This is a genomic window from Streptomyces spectabilis, from assembly GCF_008704795.1.
Classification (GTDB): domain Bacteria; phylum Actinomycetota; class Actinomycetes; order Streptomycetales; family Streptomycetaceae; genus Streptomyces; species Streptomyces spectabilis.
In genome coordinates this window covers 2,249,722-2,265,763 of record NZ_CP023690.1, presented here as the reverse complement: position 1 = coordinate 2,265,763, position 16,042 = coordinate 2,249,722, and the positions used below count along the sequence as shown (strand labels likewise).

Sequence of the window (16,042 nt, the reverse complement as noted above, 5' to 3'; positions counted from 1 at the left end):
CGACGCTCACGACGTCACCAGCCCCACCTCGTCGAACGACCCCACTTCCGGATGCCCGCCGACGCCGTCGGCGAAGTACGGCTCCCCGGCACGGCGCACGCCGACCGTCCGCCACCCCGCCTCCCGGGCCGCGTTCAGCTCGCCGAGCCGGTCGGACAGGAACACCGTGCGGCCGGGCGGCACACCGATGGCGGCGGTGATGGCCCGGTAGGAGCCCGGGTCCTGCTTGGGCCCCGCGTTCTCCGTGTCGTACCAGCCGCTGACCAGGTCGGTGAGCGGCCCGTGCGCGGAGTGCGTGAACCACGCGCGCTGCGCCGCCACCGAGCCCGACGAGTACACATAGAGCCGGATTCCGGCCGCGTACCAGCTCCGCAGCCGCGGCACCACGTCGTCGAAGAAGGGGGCGACGAGGTCGCCGCGCGCAAAGCCCTCGGCCCAGACGACGCCCTGGAGCGCCTTCAGGGGCGTGGCCTTGCGGTCCTCGTCGATCCAGGCGCCGAGGACCTTCTCGATCCGTACGGCGTCCGCGTCGGGCTCGCCTATCTCCTCGCGGACCTGGGCGACGGCCCGCGCGACGACGGCCTCGTGGGACCGCTCGCCGAGCAGCGGGCCGAACCGCTCACGGGCGTAGGGGTACATGACGTCCACGACGAACCCCGTGGCGCTCGTGGTGCCCTCGATGTCGAGCACCACCGCGTCCACGGCGCCGGATCCGAGGTCCGCGCTCACGCCGCGGACCCCGCGTGACCGGAGTGGATCGCGTCGAAGTCCGGGAAGCGCCCGGCGATGTCGCTGCCGGTGAAGGTGCCGATCCAGCCGTCCTCCTCGTGGAAGAAGCGGATCGCCGTGAACGAGGGCGAGGTGCCCATGTCGAACCAGTGAGTGGTGCCGCGCGGCACCCCGAGCAGATCGCCCTTCTCGCAGTACACGGCGTGCACTTCGCCGCGTACGTGCAGATAGAAGACCCCCGCGCCCGCGACGAAGAAGCGCACCTCGTCATCGTCGTCGTGCGTGTGCTCGGCGAGGAACTTCTCCCGCGCCGCGCGAGCCGTCCGCGGCCACTGGGGGTCGTCGCTCGGATGCAGCGCGACGACGTCGACGGTGCGGAAGCCCTCCGCGGCGGTGAGCTTGTCTATCTCGGGTCCGTACGCGGCGAACACGGCGTCGGCGTCCGCGTCGGCCGGTACGTCCTCGCGCACCGGCCACCGCTCGTAGCGCACGCCCAGGGGCGCGAGCGCGGCGGCGATCGCGGCGGGGTCCGACGTGCGGCGGACGACGGTCTCGGGGCCGGACTCCGGCCAGGTCGTGAGGAGGGTCATCGGTCGCTCCCAAGGGGCAGACTGCGGTGCGTGCGCCGGCCGGACGCCTGTACGGATCGTAGCCGGGCCCGGCCCGCTGTCACGAGGGGTCCCACAGCCTGGACGGCGCCTCCGCGCGCACCACCGGAGCGATCTCCTCAGCGAACCGCTGGAGGGTCTCGACCTGTTCGGCGCGCGGGAGGCCGAACCCGTCGACCGTGAGGGACTGCAGGTCGTGCCGGTACACCTCGTGGTAGCCGAGGATCTTGTCGATGATCTGCTGCGGCGAGCCGATGAGCTGGGGCCCGTCGGCGATCGCCTCCTCGATGGTGCGGAAGGGCGTGTTGTAGCCCGCCCTGCCCTCCAGATGGGGCTTGAACGTCTGGCGCACCTTCGCCTCGTACAGGTCCCGGTAGCGGCGCACGGCCTCCTCCGCGCTGTCGGCGATGAGCAGCCCGCCCGAGCCCGCCGCCACATGGGCGTCGGCGGGGTCGTGGCCGTGGGCCTCGAACCGCTCGCGGTAGTGCGCGATCAGCTTCGCGTACGCCGCGCGCGGCTGGATCGCGTTGGCGGTGAACAGCGGATCGCCGTGCTTGGCGGCCAGTTCGGGGGAGTTCAGGGAAGTCGCCGAGCCGTGCCAGACGCGCGGCGGCCCCGCGTACGGGCGCGGCACCGTCGTCACGTCCTTCAGGGCGGGGCGGAACTCGCCCTCCCAGTCGACGTTCTCCTCCCGCCACAGCCGCCGGAGCAGCTCGTACTTCTCCTCCTGCAGATCCCACTGGCGCGCCTCGTCGAGCCCGAACAGGTCGAAGTGCCCCGCCTCGGCGCCCTTGCCGACGACCAGCTCCACGCGCCCGCGCGAGAGCTGGTCGAGCGTCGCGTAGTCCTCGGCGATCCGCACCGGGTCGAGGATCGCGACGACGGTGACGCCGGTCAGGAGCCGGATGCGGGACGTGCGGGCCGCGAGCGCGCCGAGCACGACCGTCGGGCTCGACGACAGGAAGTCGCCCGCGTGCCGCTCGCCCACCGCGTACGCGTCGTACCCGAGCCGCTCCGCCTCGACGCCGACCTCGACGACGTCCGCGAACCGGTCGGCCGCGGCGGGGAGTTCACCGGTCAGCGGGTGCGGGGAGTGGGAGATGAGGGAAAGCACCTGAAACTTCATGCTTCAAATGTGCGGGGCGAACGTTGCCGTGGTGTGGCGGCGGCATGGCACCCCTGGCGAGACATGAGTAAGGGGCGGCCGCCATGGCGACCGCCCCTTACCGACTGCCCTGAGGTCAGCTCTTCTTGCCGAGCAGGTCCTCGACCTTGCCGCGGATCTCGTCCGTGGCGAGGCCGCGGATCGTCAGCGTCGTACGGCGGCGCAGCACGTCGTCGGCCGTCTCGGCCCACTCGTTGTCACGCGCGTACACGACCTGCGCCCAGATCTCCGGGGCATCCGGGTGGACGCGCTCGGCGAGCTCCGGGTTCTCGTTCGCCAGACGGGCGATGTCGAAGGACAGCGAGCCGTAGTGCGTCGCCAGGTGACGGGCGGTGTCCGGCGCCATGCGCGGGCCGGGGGCCGGGCCGTCGACGAGCAGCCGGTGGGCGACCGCGCGCGGGTTGGCGATGCCGGGCAGCGGCAGCTTCTTCGGCAGCGTGGAGATCGGCTCGTAGTCGTCGCCCAGCGGGTGGCCCGGCAGCGACTCCAGCTTCTTCATGATGGTGCGGCCGATGTGACGGAAGGTCGTCCACTTGCCGCCCGCGATCGACAGCATGCCGCCGCGGCCCTCGGTGACGACCGTCTCGCGCTTGGCCTTGGAGGTGTCGCCCGGACCGCCGGGCAGCACCCGCAGACCCGCGAACGAGTACGTGATCAGGTCACGGGACAGCTGCTGGTCCCGGATCGAGAACGCGGCCTCGTCCAGGATCTGGGCGGTGTCCTGCTCGGTGACCGAGACGTCGCGCGGGTCGCCCTCGTACTCCTCGTCGGTCGTGCCGAGCAGCAGCATGTCCTCCCACGGCAGGGCGAACGTGATGCGGTACTTGTCGATCGGCGTGGCCAGCGCGGCCTTCCAGGGGGCGGTGCGCTTGAGGACGAGGTGCGCGCCCTTGGACAGGCGGATGGAGGGCGCCGCGTTCGGGTCCTCCATCTTGCGCAGGTGGTCGACCCAGGGGCCGGTGGCGTTCAGGACGAGGCGGGCGCTGACGCCGAACTCGTCGCCGGACTGGCGGTCCTTGAGGTCCGCGCCCGTGACCCGGCCGTTGCTGAAGCGCAGCCCGGTGACCTCGGCGTGGTTGAGGACGACGGCGCCCGCCTCGACGGCCGCGCGGACCGTCATCAGGGCCATGCGCGCGTCGTTCATCTGGTCGTCGCCGTACACCGCGACGGCCTTCAGGTTGTCGGTGCGCAGCTCCGGCACGTCCTGCGCCGCCTTGGCGGGGGAGAGCAGGTGGCCGACGCCGTCGCCGAACGCGGAGAGCGCCGAGTAGGCGAACACGCCCGCGCCGAGCTTGGCGGCGCCGTGCGGGCCGCCCTTGTACACCGGCAGGTAGAAGGTGAGCGGGTTGGCGAGGTGCGGTGCCACCTGACGCGACACCGCACGCCGCTCGAAGTGGTTCTCCGCCACCAGCTTCACCGCGCCGGTCTGCAGGTAGCGCAGACCGCCGTGGAGAAGCTTGGAGGAGGCGGAGGAGGTGGCGCCGGCGAAGTCGCCGGCGTCCACCAGGGCCACCCTGAGACCCGACTGCGCGGCGTGCCAGGCGGTGGAGATGCCCAGGATGCCGCCACCGATCACCAGGAGGTCGTACGCCGCCTTGGAAAGGCGTTCCCGGGTCTCGGCACGGCTCGGGTTGCCGCCGGCCGCCGGCGGCGTCCCGAGTGCCGAGATGACGGGGCCGCTCTCTAGGGTGGTCATGGTTATTGCTCCTCGTCAGCTGAGCTGTGGTCAGCTCTCGTCTTCGAGCCAGCCCATGGTCCGCTCCACGGCCTTGAGCCAGTTCTTGTACTCACGGGCGCGGGTGTCCGCGTCCATGCGGGGGGTCCATTCGGCGGCCCGGCGCCAGTTGGCGCGCAGGTCGTCGGTGGAAGACCAGAAGCCGACGGCGAGGCCGGCGGCGTATGCGGCGCCGAGGCAGGTCGTCTCGGCCACCATCGGACGCACCACGGGCGCGTCCAGGAAGTCCGAGAGGGTCTGCATCAGCAGGTTGTTGGAGGTCATGCCGCCGTCGACCTTGAGGGCCGCGAGCTCGACGCCGGAGTCCTTCGTCATGGCGTCGGTGATCTCGCGGGTCTGCCAGGCGGTGGCCTCCAGGACGGCGCGCGCGATGTGCGCCTTGGTGACGTACCGGGTCAGACCGGCGATCACACCGCGGGCGTCGGAGCGCCAGTACGGGGCGAACAGACCGGAGAAGGCCGGCACGAAGTAGGCGCCGCCGTTGTCCTCGACCGAGGACGCGAGCGTCTCGATCTCGGCGGCGGAGTTGATCAGACCCATCTGGTCCCGCATCCACTGCACCAGCGAACCGGTGACGGCGATGGAGCCCTCCAGGGCGTAGACCGGCTTCTGGTCGCCGATCTGGTAGCCCACGGTGGTGAGCAGCCCCGAGTAGGAGTTGATGGCCTTCTCACCGGTGTTCATCAGCATGAACGTGCCGGTGCCGTACGTGGACTTCGCCTCGCCCTCCTCGAAGCAGGTCTGGCCGAACAGGGCCGCCTGCTGGTCGCCGAGGGCGGAGGCGACCGGGATGCCGCCGAGCAGGTCGCCGAGCTTGCCGCCGCTGACCTCGCCGTAGACCTCGGCGGAGGAGCGGATCTCGGGCAGGATCCGCATCGGCACGCCGATGGACTCGGCGATGCGCTCGTCCCACTCCATGGAGTGCAGGTTCATCAGCATGGTGCGGGAGGCGTTGGTGACGTCGGTGACGTGCTTGCCGCCGTTCACACCGCCCGTCAGGTTCCAGATGACCCAGGAGTCCATGGTGCCGAAGAGGATGTCGCCCGCCTCGGCGCGCTCGCGCACGCCCTCGACGTTGTCGAGCAGCCAGCGGGCCTTGGGCCCGGCGAAGTAGGAGGCGAGGGGCAGACCGGTCTCGCGCCGGAAGCGGTCCTGGCCGACGTTGCGCCCGAGCTCCTTGCAGAGCGCGTCGGTGCGGGTGTCCTGCCAGACGATGGCGTTGTACACCGGCTCGCCGGTGTTCTTGTCCCACAGCAGCGTGGTCTCACGCTGGTTGGTGATGCCGATGGCCTTGATGTCGTCGCGGGTGATGCCGGCCTTCTCGATGGCCCCGGCGACGACCTCCTGGACGTTGGTCCAGATCTCCGTGGCGTTGTGCTCGACCCAGCCCGGCTTGGGGAAGATCTGCTCGTGCTCCTTCTGGTCGACGGAGACGATGCGGCCGTCCCGGTCGAAGACGATGCAGCGGCTGGACGTGGTGCCCTGGTCGATCGCCGCGATGAAGGGGCCTGCGGTGTGCGCGTCGGTCACGGTGTGCTCCTGAAGTACGTCGTGGTCGTGTGGTCGGCGGGTTCGCTCAGAACAGCTTGAAGAGGAAAGCGGCGAGAGCGCCGCCGATCAGCGGACCGACCACGGGAATCCACGCGTACGACCAGTCGGAGCCACCCTTGTTGGGGAGCGGGAGCAGCGAGTGGACGATGCGGGGGCCCAGGTCGCGGACCGGGTTGATGGCGTAGCCCGTGGGGCCGCCGAGCGAGAGGCCGATGCCGACCACGACGAGCGCGGTGATCAGGGCACCGAGGGTGCCGAGGCCGTTGCCGCCGTCGTTGAGGCCCTGGGTGAGGATCGCCAGGACGAGCACGGTCGTGGCGATGATCTCGGTGATGAGGTTCTGCGCGGCGTTGCGGATCTCCGGTCCGGTGGAGAAGACGCCGAGCACGGGACCGGCGGCGGGGGCCGCCTTCTGGTCGACGAGGCCTTCCTCGGCGGGCTGCGCCTTGATGATCTCGGGGTCCGTGAGGTGGGCCTGGAACTGCCCGTAGTACGTCGCCCACACGAGCACCGCGCCGATCATGGCGCCCAGGAGCTGCGAGCCCAGGTAGAGCGGTACGTCGCCCCACTTGGTGCCGCCCTCGACGGCGAGGCCGATGGTGACCGCCGGGTTCAGGTGGGCGCCCGAGACGCCACCCGCCAGATAGGCGGCCGTGAGCACCGCGAAGCCCCACCCGAAGGTGATGGCGAGCCAGCCGGCGTCCTTGGCCTTCGAGCGCTTGAGCGTGACGGCGGCGCACACGCCACCGCCCAGCAGAATGAGAACGGCGGTACCGATGGTCTCGCCGAGGAAGATGTCGTGGCTGGACACCCGCGACTCCTTTGTCCTTCGTCCAGGGGAAGCCGAACCCCGGGTCCCTCCGGTGGTCCGCGCCCTCAGGTGAGGGCGTTGCCGGCCCTTGGCTCGCCCCACTCTAACGCGTAATGCCGTTAGCTGTTCGACAATGCCGACCGGTGGACGCGAGTCTGACTCTGGGGTTACCAGCGCGTCAAGACTTCTGTAATTGAAAACACGATCGTTATTGATCGTTTCGCCCTATCGGTGGGCGGAGCCCGGACCGGAGAAGGGGCGCCTGCGCGAGCGGCGCGCCCATGGGCGCGCCGGGGCGTCCCGCGAGGCCTCAGAAGCGGCTGGCGCCCAGGTCCCGGGAGACGGCCCGCGCACAGTCCCGCACCGCCGCGATCAGCTCGGCCCGCAGCTCACCGTCCGGGCACACCCGCTCGACGGCCCCGGTGACTCCGACCGCCCCCACCGGCATCCGCCGCCGGTCGTAGATGGGCGCGGCCACGGAGGCGATGCCCTCCCAGGTCTCCTCCTCGTCGGTCGCGTACCCGCGCGCCCGCGTGAGGTCGAGGACGCCTTCGAAGGACTCGGAGTCGCAGACGGTCCGGTCCGTGAAGGCCCGCCGCTCGCTCTCCAGGGCCTCGCTGTGGGCCACCGGGTCGTAGGCCGCGAGCACCTTGCCGAGCGCCGTGGAGTGCAGCGGCTGCATGGCCCCCACCTCCAGGACCTGGCGGCTGTCGTCGGGCCGGAAGACGTGGTGCACGATCAGCACGCCCTGCTGGTGCAGCACGCCCAGGTACACGCTCTCGCCGCTGGAGCGGGCCAGGTCGTCGGTCCACACCAGGGCGCGGGCCCGCAACTCGTGCACGTCCAGATAGCTGTTGCCGAGCCGCAGCAGCTCCGCGCCCAGCTGATAGCGCCCCGACGCGGCGTCCTGCTCCACGAAGCCCTCCTGCTGGAGGGTGCGCAGGATGCCGTGGGCCGTGCCCTTGGCCAGGCCGAGGGCGGAGGCGATGTCCGAGAGGCCGAGCCGGCGCTCGCCGCCCGCGAGCAGGCGCAGCATCGCCGCGGCCCGTTCGAGCGACTGGATGTTGCGTGCCATCGCAGCCCTTTCCTCCATCCCGTGTCCCGCACCCCTGTGCCGGGCACTCGTTCCGCGGCTACCTCGCCAACGGGGTCGCCGTTCGGCAATGCTGAACACTATCGGTCGTTGCCGACCTCTGGCTAAGGGTGAGCACCCCCTCGTTTCGTGGCAGCCCCTCCGACGGCGATTTCCAGCCACACGTCCGTCCCGTGGAATGGCCTCACACCAAAACGCCCGTCCCGGCTACGCTGACCGGGTGCGCCTTCCACGGGAAGCCGCAAAGCCGACAGCCGTCGCACTCCAGGGAGCTCATTCATGGCCTCGTCGCCGACCCCCTCATCCGGTTCCGCAGCGGACGCCTCCGCCGGGAACCGAGCCGACGCCCTCCGCGAGGCGCTCGCCACCCGTGTGGTGGTCGCCGACGGCGCGATGGGCACGATGCTGCAGGCACAGGACCCCAGCCTCGACGACTTCCAGAACCTGGAAGGCTGCAACGAAGTCCTGAACGTCACCCGTCCCGACATCGTGCGCTCCGTGCACGAGGAGTACTTCGCCGCGGGCGTCGACTGCGTCGAGACCAACACCTTCGGCGCGAACTTCGCCGCCCTCGCCGAGTACGACATCCCCGAGCGCGTCTTCGAGCTCTCCGAGTCCGGCGCCCGCATCGCCCGCGAGGTCGCCGACGAGTTCACCGCCCGCACCGGCCAGCAGCGCTGGGTGCTCGGCTCCATGGGCCCCGGCACCAAGCTGCCCACCCTCGGCCACGCCCCGTACACCGTGCTGCGCGACGCCTACCAGCAGAACGCCGAGGGCATGATCGCGGGCGGCGCCGACGCCCTCCTGGTGGAGACCACCCAGGACCTGCTCCAGACCAAGTCGGCCCTGCTCGGCGCCCGCCGCGCCCTGGAGGCCACCGGCACGAACCTGCCGCTGATCTGCTCCGTCACCGTCGAGACGACCGGCACCATGCTCCTCGGCTCGGAGATCGGCGCCGCGCTCACCGCCCTGGAGCCCCTCGGCATCGACATGATCGGGCTGAACTGCGCCACCGGCCCGGCCGAGATGAGCGAGCACCTGCGCTATCTGGCCCGCCACTCGCGCGTCCCGCTCGCCTGCATGCCCAACGCGGGCCTGCCGGTCCTCGGCAAGGACGGCGCCCACTACCCGCTGTCGGCCGCCGAGCTGGCCGACGCCCAGGAGACGTTCGTCAACGAGTACGGCCTGTCCCTCATCGGCGGCTGCTGCGGTACGACGCCCGAGCACCTGCGCCAGGTCGTCGAGCGGGTGCGCGGCCTCACGCCGACCACGCGCGACCCGCGCCCCGAGCCGGGCGCCGCCTCGCTCTACCAGACTGTCCCGTTCCGCCAGGACACGTCGTACATGGCGATCGGCGAGCGCACCAACGCCAACGGCTCCAAGAAGTTCCGCGAGGCCATGCTGGACGGCCGCTGGGACGACTGCGTGGAGATGGCCCGCGACCAGATCCGCGAGGGCGCCCACATGCTCGACCTGTGCGTCGACTACGTGGGCCGCGACGGCGTCGCGGACATGGAGGAGCTCGCCGGACGCTTCGCCACCGCCTCCACGCTGCCGATCGTCCTGGACTCCACCGAGGTCGACGTCATCCAGGCGGGCCTGGAGAAGCTGGGCGGCCGCGCCGTCATCAACTCCGTCAACTACGAGGACGGCGACGGCCCCGAGTCCCGCTTCGCCAAGGTCACCGAGCTGGCCCGGGAGCACGGCGCCGCCCTCATCGCCCTCACCATCGACGAGGAGGGCCAGGCCCGCACCCCGGAGAAGAAGGTCGAGATCGCCCAGCGGCTCATCCACGACCTCACCGGGAACTGGGGCATCCTGGAGTCGGACATCCTCATCGACACCCTGACCTTCACCATCTGCACCGGTCAGGAGGAGTCCCGCAAGGACGGCATCGCCACCATCGACGCGATCCGCGAGCTCAAGCGGCGCCACCCGGACGTCCAGACCACGCTCGGCCTGTCCAACATCTCCTTCGGTCTCAACCCGGCCGCCCGCATCCTGCTGAACTCCGTCTTCCTGGAGGAGTGCGTCAAGGCGGGCCTCGACTCCGCGATCGTGCACGCCTCGAAGATCCTGCCGATCGCGCGCTTCAGCGACGAGGAGGTCACCACCGCCCTCGACCTGATCTACGACCGCCGCGCCGAGGGCTACGACCCGCTGCAGAAGCTGATGGCCCTGTTCGAGGGCGCCACCGCCAAGTCCCTCAAGGCCGGCAAGGCCGAGGAGCTGGCGGCCCTGCCCCTTGAGGAGCGCCTCAAGCGCCGCATCATCGACGGCGAGAAGAACGGCCTGGAGGCCGACCTTGACGAGGCCCTGGAGACCCGCAAGGCCCTCGACATCGTCAACGACACCCTCCTGGAGGGCATGAAGGTCGTCGGCGAGCTGTTCGGATCCGGCCAGATGCAGCTGCCGTTCGTGCTCCAGTCCGCCGAGGTCATGAAGACCGCGGTCGCCCACCTCGAACCGCACATGGAGAAGTCCGACTCCGAGGGCAAGGGCACCATCGTCCTCGCCACCGTGCGCGGCGACGTCCACGACATCGGCAAGAACCTCGTCGACATCATCCTGTCCAACAACGGCTACAACGTGGTCAACCTCGGCATCAAGCAGCCCGTGGCCGCGATCCTGGACGCCGCGCAGGAGCACAAGGCCGACGTCATCGGCATGTCCGGCCTCCTGGTCAAGTCCACCGTGATCATGAAGGAGAACCTGGAGGAGCTCAACCAGCGCCAGATGGCCGCCGACTACCCGGTCATCCTCGGCGGCGCCGCCCTCACCCGCGCCTACGTCGAGCAGGACCTGCACGAGATCTACGAGGGCGAGGTCCGCTACGCCCGCGACGCCTTCGAGGGCCTGCGCCTGATGGACGCCCTCATCGCGGTCAAGCGCGGCGTGCCCGGCGCGACCCTGCCCGAGCTCAAGCAGCGCCGCGTGCCCAAGCGCGACGCCGCCGCGATCGAGGTCAAGGAGCCCGAGGGCCCGGCGCGTTCCGACGTCGCCGTCGACAACCCCGTGCCCACGCCGCCGTTCTGGGGCACCCGCGTCATCAAGGGCATCCAGCTCAAGGAGTACGCCTCCTGGCTGGACGAGGGCGCCCTGTTCAAGGGCCAGTGGGGCCTGAAGCAGGCGCGTACCGGCGACGGACCGACGTACGAGGAGCTCGCCGAGACCGAGGGCAGGCCCCGGCTCCGCGGCCTCCTCGACGACCTGCAGACCAAGGGCCTGCTCGAAGCCGCCGTCGTCTACGGCTACTTCCCGTGCGTGTCCAAGGGCGACGACCTGATCATCCTGGACGAGCAGGGCAACGAGCGCACCCGCTTCTCCTTCCCGCGCCAGCGCCGCGGCCGCCATCTGTGCCTCGCGGACTTCTTCCGCCCCGAGGAGTCCGGCGAGACCGACGTGGTGGGCCTCCAGGTCGTCACCGTGGGCTCCAGGATCGGCGAGGCCACCGCCGAGCTGTTCGCCTCCGACTCCTACCGCGACTACCTCGAACTGCACGGCCTGTCCGTGCAGTTGGCCGAGGCCCTCGCCGAGTACTGGCACGCGCGCGTGCGCGCCGAACTCGGCTTCGGCGGCGAGGACCCCGCCGACGTCGAGGACATGTTCGCGCTCAAGTACCGCGGCGCGCGCTTCTCGCTCGGCTACGGCGCCTGCCCGGACCTGGAGGACCGCGCGAAGATCGCCGAGCTGCTCCGGCCCGAGCGCATCGGCGTCGAGCTCTCCGAGGAGTTCCAGCTCCACCCCGAGCAGTCCACGGACGCCATCGTCATCCACCACCCGGAAGCGAAGTACTTCAACGCGCGCTGAGGCCGTCCAACCGGTCGTTATCCAAGAGCGTTCGCGCGGGACGAGTCGTACACTGGTCGGTCCAGTACAGGCCGGTCTCCTTCTGGGGGCCGGCCTTCTCGTCCCTCATGGAGGTGTACGGATGACCAGTACGGTCCCCGCACTCGGTACCCGAACGGCCGAAGGCTCCGCCCTGCAGGCCGTTCTCCTCGACATGGACGGAACGCTCGTCGACACCGAGGGCTTCTGGTGGGACGCCGAGGTCGAGGTGTTCGCCGCGCTCGGCCACTCCCTCGACGAGTCCTGGCGCGACATCGTCGTCGGCGGCCCCATGTCCCGCAGCGCGGGCTTCCTCATCGAGGCCACCGGCGCCGACATCACCCTCGACGAGCTGACGGTCCTGCTCAACGACGGCTTCGAGGACCGCATCGGCCGCGCCCTGCCGCTGATGCCCGGCGCCGCCAGACTCCTCGCCGAGCTGTCCGCCCACGAGGTGCCGATGGCTCTGGTCTCCGCCTCGCACCGACGCATCATCGACCGCGTCCTCGGCTCCATCGGCGCCCACCACTTCGCCCTGACCGTCGCGGGCGACGAGGTGGCCCGCACCAAGCCGCACCCCGACCCGTATCTGCTCGCCGCGTCCGGGCTCGGCGCAGACCCGGCCCGCTGCGCGGTCATCGAGGACACCGCCACCGGCGTGGCCGCCGCGGAGGCCGCGGGCTGCCGCGTGGTGGCCGTGCCGTCCGTGGCGCCCATAGGCCCGGCCGCGGGGAGGACCGTCGTGCCCTCCCTCGAACACGTCGACCTGTCGTTCCTGCACGGCCTGATGAACACGCCCGCGGCGCGCAACTGAGCGGGGAACCAGCCAACCACCTGCCCATGGCCGAAAAGCCCAGACAGCGCGCCCGGTTGAAAGTGTGACCTTTCCCACTGGGAAGAGGGTCGACAGCTGCGGAAGCCTGTGCAGGTGGGGTGGTGCACCCCGGTTGGGGCATGCCCTTGTGTCCTGATTGGACCGGCCGTGCACGAAACCTTCCGGTGTCGGGTTATCGGTGCGTCCACGCCCGGTATCCCTGCGTGATGGCAGCCCAACTCCAGTCTCCGTCAACGCTCCTGGTGGTGCGGACTAATCTCGTCGCGAGAACATCGATGCCACCCCCCGTGCCCCTATCAACCCCACCCCGCCGTTGCCGGAAACACGGGATCAAGAGCTCTGGAGAACGTCCAGCATGAACCGCAAGACATTGGTGCTGCCGGCCCTGATAGGTCTGCTCGCCCCCGCGCTTGCCGCGTGTGGCGGTTCGGGCAGCGGGGACGGCGACGACCCCATCGCAGCGGGCACCACCGACCGGTTCACGGCCTCCAAAGAGGTACCGGCTCCCTTCGACCCGGCGTACGCCTACGACGCCGGATCCTGGAACGTACTGCGCCAGACCCTCCAGACGCTCATGGCCCTGCCGCGCGGGGGCGGCGAGCCGGAGCCCGAGGCGGCGCAGAAGTGCGGCTTCACCGACACGGGCAACGAACGCTACGCCTGCACCCTGCGCAAGGACCTCAAGTTCGCCGACGGCAAGCCGCTGACCGCCGCCGATGTGAAGTTCTCCATCGAGCGCGTGCGCGACATGAAGATCGCCAACCCCAGCGGTTCCGCCCAGCTCGTGTCCAACGTCGAGACCATCGAGGTCCAGGGCGAGCGCGGCATCGTCTTCCATCTGAAGAGCCCGGACGCGACCTTCCCCTACAAGCTCGCCACGCCGACCGCGGGCATCGTCAGCCCCGACCACTACAAGAAGAACGCGCTGCGCGACGGCTTCGCCCTCGACGGCTCGGGGCCGTACACCGTCAAGCAGGAAGTGAAGGACGACGAGCTGGTCAAGGCCGTCTTCACCAAGAACCCGAACTACAAGGGCTCCTTCACCCCGCAGAACAAGAAGGTCGAGCTGCGCACCTTCGCCACCACCACCGCCATGGGCAAGGCGCTGGACAGCGGCGACATCGACCTGATGACCCGCACCATGTCGCCGGAGCAGATCAAGCAGCTCGACGTGAACCCGGGCAAGAACGTCGACCTCGTCGACATGCCCGGCCTCGAGATCCGCTACCTCGCCTTCAACACCTCCGCGTCGACCGTGAAGGACAAGGCCGTCCGCCAGGCCATGTCACAGGTCGTCGACCGCGGCGCGCTCGTCGGCAAGGTCTACGGCTCCACCGCCGACCCGCTGTACTCCCTGGTGCCGACCACCATCACCGGCCACTCCAACTCCTTCTTCAACCGCTACAGCGAGCCCAGCGCGAAGAAGGCCAAGGACCTGCTCGCCGGCGCGGGCATCGACACGCCGGTGAAGCTGACGCTGCACTACACCACCGACCACTACGGCCCGGCCACGAAGAAGGAGTTCGAGGTCCTGCGCCAGCAGCTCAACGACAGCGGCCTCTTCGACGTCGACATCAAGGGCGACGTCTGGAACACCTTCCGCGCCGCCGCCCAGAAGGGCAAGTACGACGTCTACGGCATGGGCTGGTTCCCCGACTTCCCCGACGCCGACAACTTCCTGGCGCCGTTCCTCGCCGAGGACAACTTCCTCAGCTCGCCCTACCGCAACCGGACCATCAACAACGAGCTGATCCCCAGCTCGCGCCGCGAGGCCGACCGCCTCAGCGCCGCCAAGAGCATCGAGCGGATCCAGGACATCGTGGCCGAGGACGTCCCGGTGCTCCCGCTCTGGCAGGGCAAGCAGTACATCGCCGCACGTGACGACATCACGGGCGTCGAATGGGCTCTCAACTCCTCCTCCAACCTGCAGTTGTGGGAGCTCGCCCGTGGTGTGGGCGACTGACCGACGCCACACCCGCCGACAGAAACAACGACAAGGCACGCAAGTGAAAATCCGTAACCCGTGGCTGGCCCTGCCCCTCTCCTCCGGCCTGGCCGCCGCCCTGCTGACCGGCTGTGGCTCCGAGTCCTCCGGGTCGGCCGACGACAGCGACTCCGTGGTCGTCGGCATGTCCGACGACGTCCTCGCCACCGACCCGGCCTCCGGTTACGACCCGGGCTCCTGGCTGCTGTTCAACAACGTCTTCCAGTCGCTCATGAGCTTCCCCAAGGGCGCCACCGAACCGGAGCCCGAGGCCGCCAAGAAGTGCGGCTTCACCGACGGGACCACCAAGGTCTACTCCTGCACGCTGCGCGAGGGCCTGAAGTTCAGCAACGGCAACGCGCTCACCTCGAAGGACGTCAAGTTCTCCTTCGACCGCATGATGAAGATCAACGACGGCAAGGGCCCGGCGCTGATGTTCCCCATGCTCGACAGCGTCCGGACGCCGAACGCCAAGACGGTCGTCTTCAAGCTGAAGGTCCCCGACGCGACCTTCCCCAGCAAGATCGCCTCCGGCGCCGGCTCCATCGTCGACCACCGCGCATACCCGGCGGACAAGCTCCGCACCGACGGCGAGGCCGTGGGCTCCGGCCCCTACAAGCTCGACTCCTTCAGCAAGGACGAGGCCGTCTTCGCCGTCAACGACGGCTACCACGGCTCCGCCAAGCCGAAGAACGAGGGCGTCACCCTCCGCTTCTTCCACAGCGACCGCAAGGCCCTCAAGCAGGCGATCACCGACGAGAAGATCGACGTCGCCTACCGAGGCCTCGCCGCCGCAGACATCTCCGACATCCAGCAGGACACCGACCGCAAGCTCGAAGTCGTCGAGGGCACCAGCGCCGAGGTCCAGCACCTGGTCTTCAACGTGAAGGACCCGGTCGTCGGCAAGCCCGGCGTGCGCAAGGCCCTCGCCTATCTGATCGACCGCGAGGCGCTCGTCGACCAGGTGTACCAGGGCACGGCCACGCCGCTGTACTCGATCGTCCCGGCCGGCATCGGCAGCCACAACACCGCCTTCTTCGACACCTACGGCGCCCGCCCGCAGCGCGACAAGGCCGCCGCCGCCCTGCGCCAGGCCGGCTACGACGGCAAGGCCCGGCTCACCCTGTGGTCCACCCCGTCCCGCTACGGCCCGGCCACCGACCAGGAGCTGCGCGCCATAGCCAAGCAGCTCAACGCCAGCGGTTTGTTCGAGGCGGACGTGAAGTCCGTCGAGTTCGAGCAGTACGAGAAGGACATCAAGGCCGGCAAGTACGGCGTGTACGTCAAGGGCTGGGTGCCGGACTACCCGGACCCGGACAACTTCACGCAGCCGTTCTTCGGCAAGGGCAACGTCCTGTCGAACCGCTACGAGAACGACACGATCACCGGCAAGATCATCCCGAACACGGCCGCGCAGAGCGACCGCACCTCCACCGACAAGGACTACGGCCGGCTCCAGGACATCGTCGCCGCCGAAGTCCCCCTCCTCCCGGTGTGGCAGGCCAAGCAGTACGCGGTCGTGCGCGAGAACGTCTACGGCGTGGAGTCCTGCCTGGACGCCTCGACCGTGTTCCGCTTCTGGGAACTGAGCAAGGACTGACCGAGCGAGGCCCAGCAGAAACGACGCGGGCCCCGCTTCCCTCGGGGAAGCGGGGCCCGCGTCGCTACGTCCCGGCCGTGTGGGCACGCCCACCACCGGCCCG

The 16,042-nt window shown here is 69.9% G+C and carries 11 protein-coding genes; 4 read left to right on the top strand and 7 right to left on the bottom strand.

Translation table 11 applies throughout. The annotated features are described in order from the left end of the window. Positions 1-6 precede the first annotated feature (6 nt). The 7 genes from mtnC to CP982_RS09605 form a co-directional block, all read right to left on the bottom strand. Positions 7-729, bottom strand: coding sequence for an acireductone synthase (gene mtnC, locus CP982_RS09635; RefSeq protein WP_150510125.1), 723 nt, complete (start codon positions 727-729; stop codon positions 7-9). Then, positions 726-1,319 carry a 1,2-dihydroxy-3-keto-5-methylthiopentene dioxygenase gene (locus tag CP982_RS09630; protein ID WP_150510124.1) on the bottom strand — a complete coding sequence of 198 codons (594 nt, stop codon included), beginning with the start codon at positions 1,317-1,319 and terminating at the stop codon, positions 726-728. Before CP982_RS09630 ends, mtnC begins: the two co-directional genes overlap by 4 nt. Positions 1,320-1,398: 79 nt before the next feature. After that, the gene (locus tag CP982_RS09625; protein WP_150510123.1) at positions 1,399-2,463 is read right to left on the bottom strand and encodes an LLM class flavin-dependent oxidoreductase; all 1,065 of its coding nucleotides are present in this window, start codon (positions 2,461-2,463) and stop codon (positions 1,399-1,401) included. A gap of 115 nt (positions 2,464-2,578) precedes the next feature. Further along, the gene (locus CP982_RS09620; RefSeq protein WP_150510122.1) at positions 2,579-4,198 is read right to left on the bottom strand and encodes a glycerol-3-phosphate dehydrogenase/oxidase; all 1,620 of its coding nucleotides are present in this window, start codon (positions 4,196-4,198) and stop codon (positions 2,579-2,581) included. Between the two features lie 30 nt (positions 4,199-4,228). After that, positions 4,229-5,767 (bottom strand): glycerol kinase GlpK, encoded by a 1,539-nt coding sequence (gene glpK / locus CP982_RS09615; protein ID WP_150510121.1) that lies wholly within the window; start codon positions 5,765-5,767, stop codon positions 4,229-4,231. A gap of 46 nt (positions 5,768-5,813) precedes the next feature. Further along, positions 5,814-6,599, bottom strand: a complete 786-nt coding sequence (locus CP982_RS09610; RefSeq protein ID WP_144002519.1) for an MIP/aquaporin family protein — start codon at positions 6,597-6,599, stop codon at positions 5,814-5,816. Between the two features lie 310 nt (positions 6,600-6,909). Next, positions 6,910-7,674 carry an IclR family transcriptional regulator gene (locus CP982_RS09605; RefSeq protein ID WP_150510120.1) on the bottom strand — a complete coding sequence of 255 codons (765 nt, stop codon included), beginning with the start codon at positions 7,672-7,674 and terminating at the stop codon, positions 6,910-6,912. Positions 7,675-7,971: 297 nt separating this feature from the next. On the opposite strand from CP982_RS09605, the gene metH reads away from it, so the two are divergent. The 4 genes from metH (at position 7,972) to CP982_RS09585 (ending at position 15,939) form a co-directional block, all read left to right on the top strand. Then, complete coding sequence (gene metH / locus CP982_RS09600; RefSeq protein WP_150510119.1) at positions 7,972-11,502, top strand: methionine synthase; 3,531 nt, start codon at positions 7,972-7,974, stop codon at positions 11,500-11,502. Positions 11,503-11,623: 121 nt separating this feature from the next. Next, entirely contained in the window at positions 11,624-12,334 is a 711-nt protein-coding gene (locus CP982_RS09595) for an HAD family hydrolase (protein ID WP_150510118.1), read from the top strand. Positions 12,335-12,710: 376 nt separating this feature from the next. Continuing rightward, entirely contained in the window at positions 12,711-14,318 is a 1,608-nt protein-coding gene (locus CP982_RS09590; RefSeq protein WP_150510117.1) for an ABC transporter substrate-binding protein, read from the top strand. A 43-nt stretch (positions 14,319-14,361) separates the two neighbouring features. Beyond that, complete coding sequence (locus tag CP982_RS09585; RefSeq protein WP_150510116.1) at positions 14,362-15,939, top strand: ABC transporter substrate-binding protein; 1,578 nt, start codon at positions 14,362-14,364, stop codon at positions 15,937-15,939. The last annotated feature ends 103 nt before the right edge of the window (positions 15,940-16,042 follow it).

Coding starts and splice junctions, on each gene's coding strand:
- CP982_RS09620 (WP_150510122.1), bottom strand. CDS start 4,198: ATGACCACCCTAGAGAGCGGCCCCGTCATCTCGGCACTCGGGACGCCG.
- metH (WP_150510119.1), top strand. CDS start 7,972: ATGGCCTCGTCGCCGACCCCCTCATCCGGTTCCGCAGCGGACGCCTCC.
- CP982_RS09595 (WP_150510118.1), top strand. CDS start 11,624: ATGACCAGTACGGTCCCCGCACTCGGTACCCGAACGGCCGAAGGCTCC.
- CP982_RS09605 (WP_150510120.1), bottom strand. CDS start 7,674: ATGGCACGCAACATCCAGTCGCTCGAACGGGCCGCGGCGATGCTGCGC.
- CP982_RS09625 (WP_150510123.1), bottom strand. CDS start 2,463: ATGAAGTTTCAGGTGCTTTCCCTCATCTCCCACTCCCCGCACCCGCTG.
- CP982_RS09590 (WP_150510117.1), top strand. CDS start 12,711: ATGAACCGCAAGACATTGGTGCTGCCGGCCCTGATAGGTCTGCTCGCC.
- CP982_RS09630 (WP_150510124.1), bottom strand. CDS start 1,319: ATGACCCTCCTCACGACCTGGCCGGAGTCCGGCCCCGAGACCGTCGTC.